General features: G+C 52.3%; 12 protein-coding genes. 10 read left to right on the forward strand and 2 right to left on the reverse strand.

What is annotated here, in order from left to right; all coding sequences use genetic code 11:
• Positions 1 to 18: 18 nt before the first annotated feature.
• The 10 genes from QEH53_RS24375 (at position 19) to QEH53_RS02275 (ending at position 8,832) form a co-directional block, all read left to right on the forward strand.
• Complete coding sequence (locus QEH53_RS24375; protein WP_369426415.1) at positions 19 to 171, forward strand: universal stress protein; 153 nt, start codon at positions 19 to 21, stop codon at positions 169 to 171.
• The gene (locus tag QEH53_RS02235) at positions 162 to 887 is read left to right on the forward strand and encodes a hypothetical protein (protein ID WP_309021491.1); all 726 of its coding nucleotides are present in this window, start codon (positions 162 to 164) and stop codon (positions 885 to 887) included. The genes QEH53_RS24375 and QEH53_RS02235 overlap by 10 nt, the downstream gene beginning before the upstream one ends.
• A 210-nt stretch (positions 888 to 1,097) precedes the next feature.
• Positions 1,098 to 1,550, forward strand: coding sequence for a RimK/LysX family protein (locus tag QEH53_RS02240; RefSeq protein ID WP_309021492.1), 453 nt, complete (start codon positions 1,098 to 1,100; stop codon positions 1,548 to 1,550).
• Between the two features lie 17 nt (positions 1,551 to 1,567).
• Entirely contained in the window at positions 1,568 to 2,785 is a 1,218-nt protein-coding gene (rimK, locus tag QEH53_RS02245) for a 30S ribosomal protein S6--L-glutamate ligase (protein WP_309021493.1), read from the forward strand.
• The gene (locus tag QEH53_RS02250) at positions 2,785 to 3,855 is read left to right on the forward strand and encodes a succinylglutamate desuccinylase/aspartoacylase family protein (RefSeq protein WP_309021494.1); all 1,071 of its coding nucleotides are present in this window, start codon (positions 2,785 to 2,787) and stop codon (positions 3,853 to 3,855) included. Before rimK ends, QEH53_RS02250 begins: the two co-directional genes overlap by 1 nt.
• A gap of 22 nt (positions 3,856 to 3,877) precedes the next feature.
• The gene (gene ppk2, locus QEH53_RS02255) at positions 3,878 to 4,678 is read left to right on the forward strand and encodes a polyphosphate kinase 2 (protein ID WP_309021495.1); all 801 of its coding nucleotides are present in this window, start codon (positions 3,878 to 3,880) and stop codon (positions 4,676 to 4,678) included.
• Positions 4,675 to 5,382: a hypothetical protein gene (locus tag QEH53_RS02260; RefSeq protein ID WP_309021496.1), complete on the forward strand. Its 708-nt coding sequence runs from the start codon at positions 4,675 to 4,677 to the stop codon at positions 5,380 to 5,382. The genes ppk2 and QEH53_RS02260 overlap by 4 nt, the downstream gene beginning before the upstream one ends.
• Before the next feature lie 2 nt (positions 5,383 to 5,384).
• The gene (locus QEH53_RS02265) at positions 5,385 to 6,857 is read left to right on the forward strand and encodes a RimK family protein (protein WP_309021497.1); all 1,473 of its coding nucleotides are present in this window, start codon (positions 5,385 to 5,387) and stop codon (positions 6,855 to 6,857) included.
• 27 nt (positions 6,858 to 6,884) lie between these two features.
• Positions 6,885 to 8,123, forward strand: a complete 1,239-nt coding sequence (locus QEH53_RS02270; protein ID WP_309021498.1) for a glutamate-cysteine ligase family protein — start codon at positions 6,885 to 6,887, stop codon at positions 8,121 to 8,123.
• A gap of 10 nt (positions 8,124 to 8,133) precedes the next feature.
• A complete protein-coding gene (locus tag QEH53_RS02275; RefSeq protein ID WP_309021499.1) occupies positions 8,134 to 8,832 on the forward strand; it encodes an N-formylglutamate amidohydrolase in 699 nt (232 codons plus the stop codon).
• Here QEH53_RS02275 and QEH53_RS02280 read toward each other — a convergent pair.
• Together QEH53_RS02280 and QEH53_RS02285 are read right to left on the reverse strand one after the other, a co-directional pair.
• Positions 8,813 to 11,215, reverse strand: coding sequence for an alpha-L-rhamnosidase C-terminal domain-containing protein (locus QEH53_RS02280; RefSeq protein WP_309021500.1), 2,403 nt, complete (start codon positions 11,213 to 11,215; stop codon positions 8,813 to 8,815). The two genes, QEH53_RS02275 and QEH53_RS02280, sit on opposite strands and share 20 nt — an antisense overlap.
• A complete protein-coding gene (locus tag QEH53_RS02285; RefSeq protein WP_309021501.1) occupies positions 11,205 to 11,954 on the reverse strand; it encodes a TMEM175 family protein in 750 nt (249 codons plus the stop codon). Before QEH53_RS02285 ends, QEH53_RS02280 begins: the two co-directional genes overlap by 11 nt.
• Positions 11,955 to 11,959: the final 5 nt, after the last annotated feature.

An 11,959-nucleotide genomic window follows, 5' to 3' on the forward strand; every position in this document is an offset into this window, starting at 1 on the left:
CAAAAATCATCGGACGCAATTCTCGACATCGCACAGAACCGAAACGCCAGCCTGATAGTGATGGGCAGCAAAGGCAAATGCGCGATCGCAGCAACTATCCTTGGCAGCACTTTCGAAAACAGAGCTAAAGCTCCTCAACACGCCGCAATCAACCTAAAACTATGGCCCTAAAATTTAAACTCACCATCGACTCCTTCGAGACTGCTAACGAACTGCCTAGCACCTGGCCGTCAGATTCCTGTCGCGCCCTGCTCCAGCAACTCGAGTTCTCTGATGCTGATTCAGCCGAGCCCGACCAGCTACGCGACTACGCGGTCATGGCGCTGCAGGACCTCGAAATTGAAGCGGCCGCCCGAGCGCTCCTCGACTTCACTTTCGGAGACAAACTACCCAAAGGAAAAAAACAAAACATCGCCGAAGACATACAAAGAGAACCGCTATGGGAAGAGTATCCAGATCTCGCATACCACGAACCGATATTCAACATCCAAAGGCTTTTCAACCTAGCCTTCGACCAGACTCCAAAACCTGAGGTCAACCGCCTTCATGTCACGCTCAGCGGAACCGACCAGCCATCCGAGACCTATCTAGATCAAATCCTTTCAACCGAAAGACCCGAGCCATTTATCGTTCGTTGCCTTGCTGCTGCCCTCCCAGACAGCGCCATTCTAAAGCGTCTTTTCGAAGACCCGATAAACTCCACCCCTTTTGCCGAAGCCGAGCACATCGTCTGGCACGTACAAACCGAGACAGCCCCCGAAAGCGTCAATGGACGTAAGGTTTGCCGCCTCACCCTGTACTGTCCAAAGCGTTGGTCAAACGAGCTCGACGACGCTCCGGAAACCCTTTGCCAGCCTTTCCTCGACAAACCGCACGAAGAGGAGTAGCACAGTAATCGAACGCCAAGCCTAGCGTTGTAGAATTCACAACATCGATCCCAGCAGACGCGACAGAGCTCCCAAGGGAAAAATCCAAACTTTAGCGCTTGCACTTTGCAAAAAAGCGACGATTTCTCACCCCCGTATATCGCGGCCCGAGCACTGAAGAGCAAGTGACTGCCTTGCGATCGTCTCATTTCCACTCGCCGACCCAAAATAATGCCACATAGCCACCCAACCCTAATCGGTTGGAAAGAGTCTATCGACCTCCCAGACTGGGGAATCACAGACATCACTGCCAAGACGGATACCGGCGCCCGCCGCTCCGCTATCGACGTAGAAAACATCGTCGAGCTTTCCGAAAATCGTGTACAGTTCGACGTCGCTGCTGACCGCCGCACGGGCCAACTGAAAAAAACGGTGGTTGCAGACATCGAACACCAAACCCATGTTCGATCCAGCAACGGACAAAGGCACGAACGTTACTTTGTCTCCACAAACGTCCGCGTCGGCGAAATCACCAAACGTATCGAGCTCAGCCTCAGCAATCGTAAGCACATGCAATGTCGCATGCTCCTCGGACGGCTCGCTCTCGAAGGCGACTTCTTGGTCGACTGCGCCAAGTCATTCGTCACGCGTCCCAACCGAAAGCCGAAGATCGGCAAACGCTAACCGCCACCAATTGCGCCATGGAACCACTCAAATTAGCAATTCTATCCCGAGGCCCACGCCTCTATTCGACTCGCAGACTTCGCGAGGCCGCCGAAAAACGCGGTCACAAAGTCAAGGTGCTAGACACCATGAAGTTCGCCCTCTACATCGAAGCGGGACGGCCCGACCTGACCTACGGCGGCAAAGCGCTTAGCTCGTACGACGCTATCATTCCGCGCATTGGCACCTCGGTGACTTTTTTCGGCTCCTCGGTCGTGAGACAATTCGAACAGATGGGTACTTACTGTTTGAATACAGCCGATGCAATCTTGGCCTCACGCGACAAGCTGGCTTCCATGCAGGAACTGTCGAGCCATAACATTGGCATCGCCGAAACAGCATTCGTGCGAAACCCGAACGATGTGCTCAAGGCGATCCAAGCCATGGGCGGAGCGCCCGTCGTCATTAAGCTTCTGCAGGGGACCCAGGGTATCGGTGTCATCCTCGCCGAAACCAACAAGGTCGCAGAGGCGATCATCGAAACGCTCAGTGCCGTAAAGCAAAACGTACTCGTCCAGAAATTTGTATCCGAATCTAAAGGACGCGACATTCGAGCCTTCGTCGTAGGCGACCGAGTGGTGGCGGCCATGAGACGGACTGCCGCCGGCCAAGAGTTCCGCTCCAACGTGCACCGCGGCGGCAACACCCAATCCGTCACCTTGGATCCCGAATACGAACGCACCGCCGTAAAAGCCGCCCAAATTCTCAACCTCAGCGTGGCGGGCGTCGACATGCTTGAAGGCAAGGACGGTCCCGTGATCATGGAAGTGAATTCATCTCCTGGACTGGAAGGCATAGAAGGTGCCACCGGCGTGGACATAGCGGGCGAAATCGTCAAATTCATGGAAGAGCAAATCCGCTTCGGCAACTTCGACATCCGAGAACGCTTGTCGTTGACAAAAGGATACGCGGTAACGGAGTTCGCCGTGGAGCCAAACTCCGAAATCGCTGGCAAAACAATAATCGAATCAGGGTTACGCGAGCGCGACGTCGTTGTGATGCGTCTTGTCCGCGGACAAGACCACATCGCCAATCCGAAAGGCACTCGCGTCATCGAAGCGGGCGACCACCTTCTATGCTACGGCCTACGGGCGGCCTTACAGGGCTTCCTCCCCGCTTTCGCCAAGGCTAAGCGCCGCAAGAAGAAAAGTACTTTAACCAAGAAAGCCACTAAGTCGGCGGATCTATCCAGCTAGTGAAAAAAGCGAGAAGCACTGTACTGAAAATCGGAGGCGTCACCATACGCGCAGGGGAGACCAAGGACATTGGCCTCAGCCTCTCCGAAACTTATACTGGCGACACCATTCGCATGCCGGTTCGCGTCATTCGTGCGAAGAAACCCGGGCCACGGGTCTTCGTCACTGCTGCAATCCACGGAGACGAGATCAACGGCACCGGAATCATCCACGACTTCCTGTTCGGCGAAGCTTGCGAGATCAAATGCGGCACCCTCATCCTAGTTCCCGTCGTCAACGTACTTGGCTTCGAAAACAACCAACGCTACCTGCCCGACCGCCGCGATTTGAACCGCTGTTTTCCAGGTTCCCAAAATGGCAGCATGGCCGGTCGCATCGCTTATAAGCTGATGAACGAAGTCGCCAAGAAATGCGACTTCGGCATCGACCTGCACTCAGCAGCTTTCCAACGGACGAACTATCCGAACGTGCGCGCTGATCTCACGAACCCCGCCATTCGCAAACTCGCGTCCGCCTTCGGATGCGCCCTCGTCATCGATGGCAAGGGGCCCCTTGGATCTTTCCGCCGTGAATGCGCCCGAGCCGGCGTTCCTACCATCATTCTCGAAGCGGGGGAACCTTGGAAGATCGAACCAAGCGTCTTACAGATCGGGGTACAAGGGATCCGCAACGTCCTCATCCACCTCGGCATGCAAGACGGTAAATCCTCGCCGCCACCCTTCTTGGCAACCATCCGAAAAACCCAATGGGTAAGGGCCACAGTTGGCGGAATTCTTAAATTCCACATAGCCCCGGGGGAGTTCGTCCGCGAAGGCCAAGCGATCGCCACTAACTACTCCATCCTTGGAGAAGAGCAAAACATCATTACCAGCCCGACTCATGGCATTACGATCGGTATGGCAACTATGCCTGCCGTTAAACCGGGCGAGCCCGTCTGCCACATCGCCAAACTGTCCGAAAGCCAGATCAAGCGATACGAGCGCAACCTCAACAAGGACAAAAGCGACCCCTACAAACAGGCCCAGTCGGACTTGGCAACCAATATGGACGTCGTCTTAGTCTCCGATTAGTAGACCGCAAACCGAAGTGCCAATGAGCACAGAACTAACCGAAGAATACCTGACGGAGTTTCGAAACCTCCAGCGGGAGCTCGTACTGCTACAACAATCGATCCAAAGCGAAGGCCGGCGACTTCTCGTCATCTTCGAGGGTCGGGATACTGCCGGAAAAGGAGGAGCTATCCGCCGCTTTTCCGAGCACCTAAATCCACGCTTCCTGAAAGTCATCGCCCTCACGAAGCCCACCGAAATCGAGAGCAAGCAATGGTTTTTCCAACGCTACCTGCGCGACCTTCCCAACCCAGGTGAAATCGTATTCTTTGACCGAAGCTGGTACAACCGGGCCGTGGTCGAGCCGGTCATGGAATTTTGCACTTCTCATCAATACGAGAGTTTCATGAATCAAGTGCCTACCGTCGAAAACATGCTTATCGATGACGGCATCCAGATCATAAAACTATGGTTCTCTATAAATCGCACGGCTCAGAGCGAACGTATTAACAGACGCAGTTCCGATATCCTATACCAATGGAAGCTCAGCACCATCGACGCTCTCGCCCAAGAGAAATGGGACGACTTCACCTATTTTAAGGAGCGGATGTTCGAACGTACCCATACCGAGAAATCTCCTTGGATCATCGTGGACGGGAACGACAAAGCGACCGCTCGCATGGAGTCTATCCGCTATGTTCTTTCCCAGTGCCAGTACCGCCGAAAGGGCGAACTCGGCGTCCCCCTTTCCCCTCACACCGGAATCGTCTCTCGCTACCAAGCGAAAGACGCACATTCAAACCAAACGAACCGGGTCTCCCCTCAACGGAAACCTAAGAAATGAAAACGAACCCTTCGCGCCGTGAGCTGAAAATGCAGGTGCAGCCTACTGAAACAAGTTGCGGACCCACATGTCTACAAGCTGTGTATCAACATTTCGAGGACGATTACCCTCTCGACCATATAATCTCTGACATACCAGAGAATCCCGACGGCGGCACCTATTCCGTGATGCTGGCTAACCACGCCCTCAAACGAGGATACCAGGCGACGATTTATAGTTATAATCTCCGCGTTTTCGATCCGACATGGGCAAACCTACAAGCAATCGAAATTGCACCCAAGCTCGCGATCCGACGTGAGCACAGCACAAGCAAACGCGCTAGGGCCAATCTTTCCGCCTACATCGAATTCCTCGAAAAAGGGGGAATGATCCGCTTCGACGAACTCGACTCCGCATTGCTGGCTATGCTTTTGGCGGCCGGAAATCCTGTCATAGCTGGGCTTAATTCGACCCACCTCTACCGAAGTTCCCGTTTGAAGAAGAACGGGAGAGACGATGACGTTAATGGCGACGTCGAAGGTCACTTCGTAACGCTTTTTGAATACGACCACGCTAATAAGCAAATCCTAGTCGCAGACCCTTACTACAAGAACCCGATCTCCGATTCTCTGATCTACGCTATTGATCCTCAGCGACTCATAAACTCTGTCATGCTCGGCATCGTTACTTACGATGCGAACCTACTTCTTATTGAAAAAAAGTGAAAATGAATTCACAAGAATCTACCTTTCGAATCGTAGTCGACTCACTCTCGAAGATACCTCAGCGCTTCCAAGAACTGCCTCTCATAACGTCCAGCGAGTATCTTTCCTCCGAATACGCCGACAAGAAGCGAATCAAAGTAATAAACCTTTGCTCACACAAGAAGGCTCTTTCAACGAGCTACTACGTCTCGCTCCTCGCGGAAGCAAGGAACCACCGCTGTATCCCTGAAGCCAAGACACTCCATCAAATCGAAAGCAAGCTCCTCATGAGAGATGCGATCCGCGAGCACGATGAGCTCATTCAAAACTCGTTTAAGCGTCTCGCTGCACAACAATTTACGCTCAGCGTCTACTTCGGAAAGAACCTCGCAAAGACTTACGACAAGCTGGCCAAACGTCTATACGCACTCTTTCCCTGCCCCCTCGCGCAGTACCACTTTACGAAAAAGGAAGGTGGTTGGCGCCTCAAGGACGTGGATAAACTGGGCCTTCACCAAGTTCCTGAAGACCACCACGACTTCATCGAATCCGAACTCAACTCCCTATTCCACAAACGCTGGAGACGCGATCACACCAACAAAAGTTATCGCTACGAAATCGCCATCCTCGCCAACGAACAAGAAGCGAACGCTCCCTCCGACAAAGCTGCCTTGGAGAACTTCTGCAAAGCCGCAAACCAGCTCGACATGCGAGCGGAGATTCTGTCACCACGCGACCTGCCGAGACTGATGGAGTTCGACGCTCTTTTCATTCGCGAGACGACTCGCTTGGACAACCACACCATGCGATTCGCCCTCAAAGCAGAGCGTTCCGGCATGGTCGTCATCGACGATCCCGAATCGATACGCCGCTGCTGCAACAAAGTCTATCTGGCTGAACTCCTACGTGCCCAAAATGTACCTACTCCAACTTCGACACTCATTACTCGTCGAAACGTCACGGACCTCGCCGCCAAATTCGATTTTCCGCTTGTTGTCAAAATCCCAGATGGCTCCTTTTCGATCGGCGTCCACAAGGTCAAGTCTTCCGCCGAGTTCCTCACGCTTTGCAAGGACCTGCTGAGTACTTCTAGCATTCTTATAGCCCAAGAATTCGTGCCTACGGAATTCGATTGGCGAATAGGAATCATAGATGGAATGCCTCTTTACGCCTGCCGCTACTATATGAGCAAGGGGCACTGGCAAATATACAACCATGCGGTCAAGGGAGCCGACTCGACGGGCGACAGCACAGGTGTACCCATTTCTCAAGTACCGGCTGTTGTTTTGGATACCGCTCTCAAAGCGTCCAGCTTGATCGGAAACGGATTCTACGGAGTCGACCTCAAGCAGAATGGCGACACGGCTCTCGTAATCGAAGTTAACGACAATCCAAGCATAGACGACGGAGTAGAGGACGAACTGATCGGCGACGAGCTTTACCTCGCCGTCATGAACACTTTCCTAAAGCGCCTCGAGTCCAAACACGTACGTTAATAACCTCTACCTAAAGACACTTTCTCAATGTCAAAAAAAGCTCTCTCACTTTTCGAAGCCTTCGGTATCGAACTTGAATACATGATAGTTGATCGCGAAACGCTGCGACCTCGACCTATCGCTGAATCGATCCTTCTAGATGAAGAAGGAAACACGACCCAAGAAATATCGCTCGGAGCAATCGACGTTTCCAACGAGCTCGCGACTCACGTATTGGAGTTCAAGACCGCTAAGCCGACCGCAGATCTGGAACAACTGGAAGCAGACTTTCACGCGGCGATCACCGAGATGAACGATCGCCTCGCCGCCCATAACGCCATGCTCGCTCCGGGAGGAATTCACCCCTTCATGGACCCGAGCGTAGAAGGCAAAACCTGGAGCCAAGGAGACCGCACCATCTACGACGCATACGACCGCATTTTCGGCTGTAGCAGTCACGGTTGGTTTAACCTGCAGAGCTGCCACATCAACCTCCCCTTCGCAAACGAGGAAGAGTTCGCACGCCTCCATGCTGCAATCATCTTAGTACTTCCTTACCTACCCGCCTTATCTGCAAGCAGTCCCATAATCGAAGGCGAATATCGTGGATTTTTGGATACGCGAATCGACGTTTACAAAAACAATCAAGCAAAGATCCCAGAGATCGCGGGGAGCATTATACCAGAACCGATTTTCACTTTTGCAGACTACCAAAGTGAAATTCTCCAGAAAACCTATAAGGCAATAGCTCCCCACGATTCAGATGGAATCCTGCAGCACGAATGGCTCAATTCTCGCGGAGCGATCGCTCGATTTGATCGAAATGCCATTGAAATCCGTCTTTTGGATACGCAGGAAAACCCGAGTCAGGACATTGGAATCTGCTCCTTGATCATTGCCCTGCTCGAAAGCCTCTGCGCATTGGACATCGCCACGCTCAAGGAGTTCGCTTCTCGATACACTCCCCAGCAAAGAAAGGAACAGCTCATGGCGATTGCAAGGGACGGATACGAAGCTGACCTAGAGTTAAGAGACCTCGCCGAATTGTTCGACCTCAAAGCCAATGAAACTTCCGTCGGCGAACTTTGGGCTAAAATAGTCAATATCCTAAAGTCCCATCCACGTGTGTCCAAGCGTACCGAAGCCCTTGGCTACATTCTCCAAGAGGGAAACCTCGCCGAGCGAATATTAGCCCGCGTGGGCAAAAAGCCTAGTCAATCCGACCTTCGCGACACCATGGAGCAACTCAGCGAATGCCTCGCCAACTCCCAGGCTTTCACTAACTAAGGAAAAATGGATGAGCTCATCCTACAAATTCATCGTCACTGCGGAACACGCATCCGCGCAGATTCCGAACAACCTCAAGCTCGCCCTTCAGGAATACGCATCGAATTGTGAGACGCATCAGGTTTACGACCCAGGAACCAAATCAATCGCTGAGGAAATCGCTCAAAGGCTTAATTGCCCGCTAGTGCTCGGAGCGTACACGCGTCTAGCTGTAGACCTCAACCGCTCAATCGGAAACCCAAGCCAATTTAGTCCGATCGTTAGCGACCTATGCGAATCTGAAAAGGCGCGGTTGCTCACGGAAATATTCATTCCTTTCCGCGAAGAGTCACGTCGCAGTATAGAAGGAGCCCTTCACGAGGACTGTACACTGGTCCACCTGTCCATCCACTCGTTCACGAAAGTCTTCCAAGGAGTGAAAAGGGAGGTCGACCTAGGAATTCTCTTTGACGACCAACGCCCCGCGGAAGCGGCTTTTTGCAAGAAACTTTCCAAGCTCCTGAAGATTGTATATCCAGAGCTATGCATTCGCTTTAACGAGCCATACAATGGCAAGGAAGACGGCCACACCACCGCTTTGCGTAAGCGGTACCCGGAAAACAGATACATCGGAATCGAAATCGAATTCAGTCAAGACCTCGACCTTGAACTAGATGCCGAATCCTACGCGACGATCCTCTCGAAGGCACTCAAAGGCGTAATTCGTTGACACCTTCATTCAACGGAAAGCTCTGCCCTTTCCAAACGAAATCTCCAGTCACTGAATTAGGTAGCTCAATCCTCACGACCCATAAGCCATTCACCTCACGATAGGATACCGACAAGGTTCCTAGTGGGTGCGGGATAGAACCACTGGCTTCCTTCAATTCTCCTAAATGCGGTTCTACGCGAACTTTCTTCCACCCGGGCGCCACGCTGTCTATCCCAAGCAGGATCCGAAAGAGCTCAATATTCGGGCTAGATCCCCAAGCATGGCAATCGGAACGGCTAGTCGCGACTTCTGACTTTTCCGCCCAAGTAGTAAGCCCCATGTCTATATTTTCGCGCCATTTGTCCAACCAACTCAAGTAGTCGTCTCCGTAACCCGCACGCTTCAACGCGAGGTGGAGGTAGTACTTGAAGTAGATCGAAGCTTCGGACATATCCGCTCCCTCTAACAAGACTGGAGCCAAAGCCCGCGATTCCTCCGAGCTCAATATGCCAGTCAGTATCGCGAGGGAATTCGCATGCTGCGACAGTTTCGAGCGATCCTTCGTATCGAAAACGAGGTTACGGGACGCGTCGTAGTAATTCTCCCGAATTGCCTGTCCTAGCCGCGTTGCCTCTCCCGCGTATTGGCCAGCTCTGGCTGCTGAGCCGAGCTTTTCCTCCATTTCCGAAGCGAGTTGAAAAGCCCAAAGGAGAGTAAGATCAAGGATCGCCGACTCACCCTCGCTTCCGATCGGCGCTTCGCCAGAATCCCATGAGTCCGTTCCTTCCACCCAATCGGTGAAGGTCCAGTACGGAACATCCGTCAAGCGTCCATCGGCACCCTGATGGTCGGAGAAGAATTTGAGGACGGAGCGCACCCCATCCAACTTCTCTCGAACAAAGTCCTCGTCCGAACCGTACATCCAGTAGTCGTGAAGCATTCCGATATACCAGAGCGAAAAGGTCGAAATGATTTGAGGCGTGCGGCTCGGGTGCCGACTCATGGTTATCCCTTCTGCTATCCTCGATTGGTCCATCAGGTTCAGAGCGTTCTTCACCAGTCGATCATCTCCAGAATTATACAACGACACCAGTGCCTGGATACGAGTATCCCCGATATATTGAAGTTGCTCGTAATAGGGGCAGTCCATGTAGATCTCAACCGCGCAGAGTCGAGCGGTACGCCAACCGATTTCCAATATTTGAGCGAGCTGTTGCCCACCCGCTTCGAAAGTCGACTTCAACTCAAAGGGGTATCCTACGAAAACGCTTCGAATGTCGTCGAGAATGAGTGCTTCGTCAGCCGTTTCTATTTCGAGCTGCACATACCGGAAAGTTCTCCAGCTGAGCGGCTCAAACAATTGACCGGTCTCCCCACTTGAGATAATGCGATCCTTTCTGCCAGCAATTGTTTTTCCTTCGATCACATTCCGATTACCCTTCAAAGGCGGATCGTCTTCTGGGATCTCTTCGAAAAGAGATTCGGCATAAACAAGTTCGATTCTCGCATTTCTACCTTCACTGAATTCAAGGATTGGATACGCATTGGTTAACACTCCATTATCCAACAGAATACGCACTTTCGATTCTGGCTCAACACGAAGAGCTTTCTCTCCGTCAAGCCATGCTTTGTCTGCGCTGATACCCTCGGCTTTACGAAACGAATCAAAACGTTGCGTCTTCATTTCAAGCGGCGGAATGACTCTCGGTACCAGATTCCACTCCGATCCCGCACGAGCTCCTTTGGGCTTTCCTCCGACAGGCCAACCTACGGGTAATTCCACAGCGAACGGCCAGTCCGAATCATCGAAATCTCCGAATTCCCAGCCACTCACATAGGTTCGGAAATCCCGCTGCTCACCGGGACCCGAAACATAATAAGCATCATGACCTATTCCCTTCACTGCTCCAAAAGCTGTGGAGCGTATCGCCTTCCAAGAGACATTGGTATTCAAGACGCTTTCCGCCTCGCTGTCTCCTTGCAGTATGAACCCGGTCCGAAACGATATTTGGTATTGCGGCCTCCCTTCTCCTTCGTTCCAGACAAGAGATGCGATCTGGTTAGTTCCATTTTCCAAATACGGCGCCAAATCGACCGATTCGAAATTCCAATGGAAAAGGTCTCCAGCAGCTGGCCCCTGCGACACTTGCTCACCGTTGACGTACAGCTTGTACCTGCAATCTGCAGACACATGCACTAGGAATGTTTCGGGAACATCGCTCAATTCGAAGGACTTACGGTAGTGATATACGCCGTAGTCCAAATTGGAGCGATCAGCTGCGCCAATCCACCTTGCAGGCCAAACGTTCTTGAGGAGCTCCGGATTAATCGAGGCTCCTGCTGTCGCGACACAAATCGTCAATATTAGGTAAGCTAAGAAAGCTGAAAACTTACGATTCATCAGCTGCTTCCTTGTTCGACCTAACAGCCTTTATTCTGCTTCCGAAATACCTACCACTTACCATCATGGTGATCGGAATTAGGAAATAGGCGAAACCAGCCATGACTCCAAGCTGAGTCGGCAGAAAAAGTGCCCATAAAGTTGATACTAGTCCAATTATACTTTGTGAAAGCCATGCAGCGATCCCACTCTTTGTCTGGAGAATTTCCTCTCCGTCGAGCATCAGCTCTTCGGAGGACCGCAAGGCACGATAGAACAGCAGGGCAAGGATTCCGGTCAGGACACAAAACCCTATGCCGTATATAGCTAGGAGAGACTGCACATCCCAAGCGCTGGTCGCAGCGAAATCCGCTGGCATCCATCCCCCGCTCGCCCAAGACAGAAAAGTCGAAAACATGAGTCTAAGGGGGAAAACGTAGACGAGAATAGTGAAGATCATTCCCAGGGTGAGCCCGGTGGTCCAGCCATCCTCTAAACCGTATCGGCGACTCCATCCACGGTGCGCTAGCCAAAACAATGCAATTTGGGCAAAGCTCAGCGCGAACGCAGGTACTCGCTTCAAAGCCTCGATCAGCTCACCTAAGTCTCCGGGTATGCTTCCGACGGAAACCACGAGCGTAGTCAGCGCGAATGCAAAAGCAGCATCGGAAAAAACTTCGAGTCGCGTCATGGCTTCGCCGCGCATGCGAAATCCATTTCGTTGCGGTACGGTGGATAGACTTTCTTTTGTCCAAGACATAATAC

Origin of the sequence: Pelagicoccus sp. SDUM812002, from assembly GCF_031127835.1 — a bacterium.
In the GTDB taxonomy this organism is placed as follows: domain Bacteria; phylum Verrucomicrobiota; class Verrucomicrobiia; order Opitutales; family Opitutaceae; genus Pelagicoccus.

Bases quoted from the DNA above. Each gene is read 5' to 3' on its own strand.
- ppk2 (WP_309021495.1), top strand. From the start codon at position 3,878: ATGAGCACAGAACTAACCGAAGAATACCTGACGGAGTTTCGAAACCTC.
- QEH53_RS02280 (WP_309021500.1), bottom strand. From the start codon at position 11,215: ATGAATCGTAAGTTTTCAGCTTTCTTAGCTTACCTAATATTGACGATT.
- QEH53_RS02235 (WP_309021491.1), top strand. From the start codon at position 162: ATGGCCCTAAAATTTAAACTCACCATCGACTCCTTCGAGACTGCTAAC.
- QEH53_RS02275 (WP_309021499.1), top strand. From the start codon at position 8,134: ATGAGCTCATCCTACAAATTCATCGTCACTGCGGAACACGCATCCGCG.
- QEH53_RS02285 (WP_309021501.1), bottom strand. From the start codon at position 11,954: ATGTCTTGGACAAAAGAAAGTCTATCCACCGTACCGCAACGAAATGGA.
- QEH53_RS02260 (WP_309021496.1), top strand. From the start codon at position 4,675: ATGAAAACGAACCCTTCGCGCCGTGAGCTGAAAATGCAGGTGCAGCCT.
- rimK (WP_309021493.1), top strand. From the start codon at position 1,568: ATGGAACCACTCAAATTAGCAATTCTATCCCGAGGCCCACGCCTCTAT.
- QEH53_RS02265 (WP_309021497.1), top strand. From the start codon at position 5,385: ATGAATTCACAAGAATCTACCTTTCGAATCGTAGTCGACTCACTCTCG.
- QEH53_RS02270 (WP_309021498.1), top strand. From the start codon at position 6,885: ATGTCAAAAAAAGCTCTCTCACTTTTCGAAGCCTTCGGTATCGAACTT.
- QEH53_RS02240 (WP_309021492.1), top strand. From the start codon at position 1,098: ATGCCACATAGCCACCCAACCCTAATCGGTTGGAAAGAGTCTATCGAC.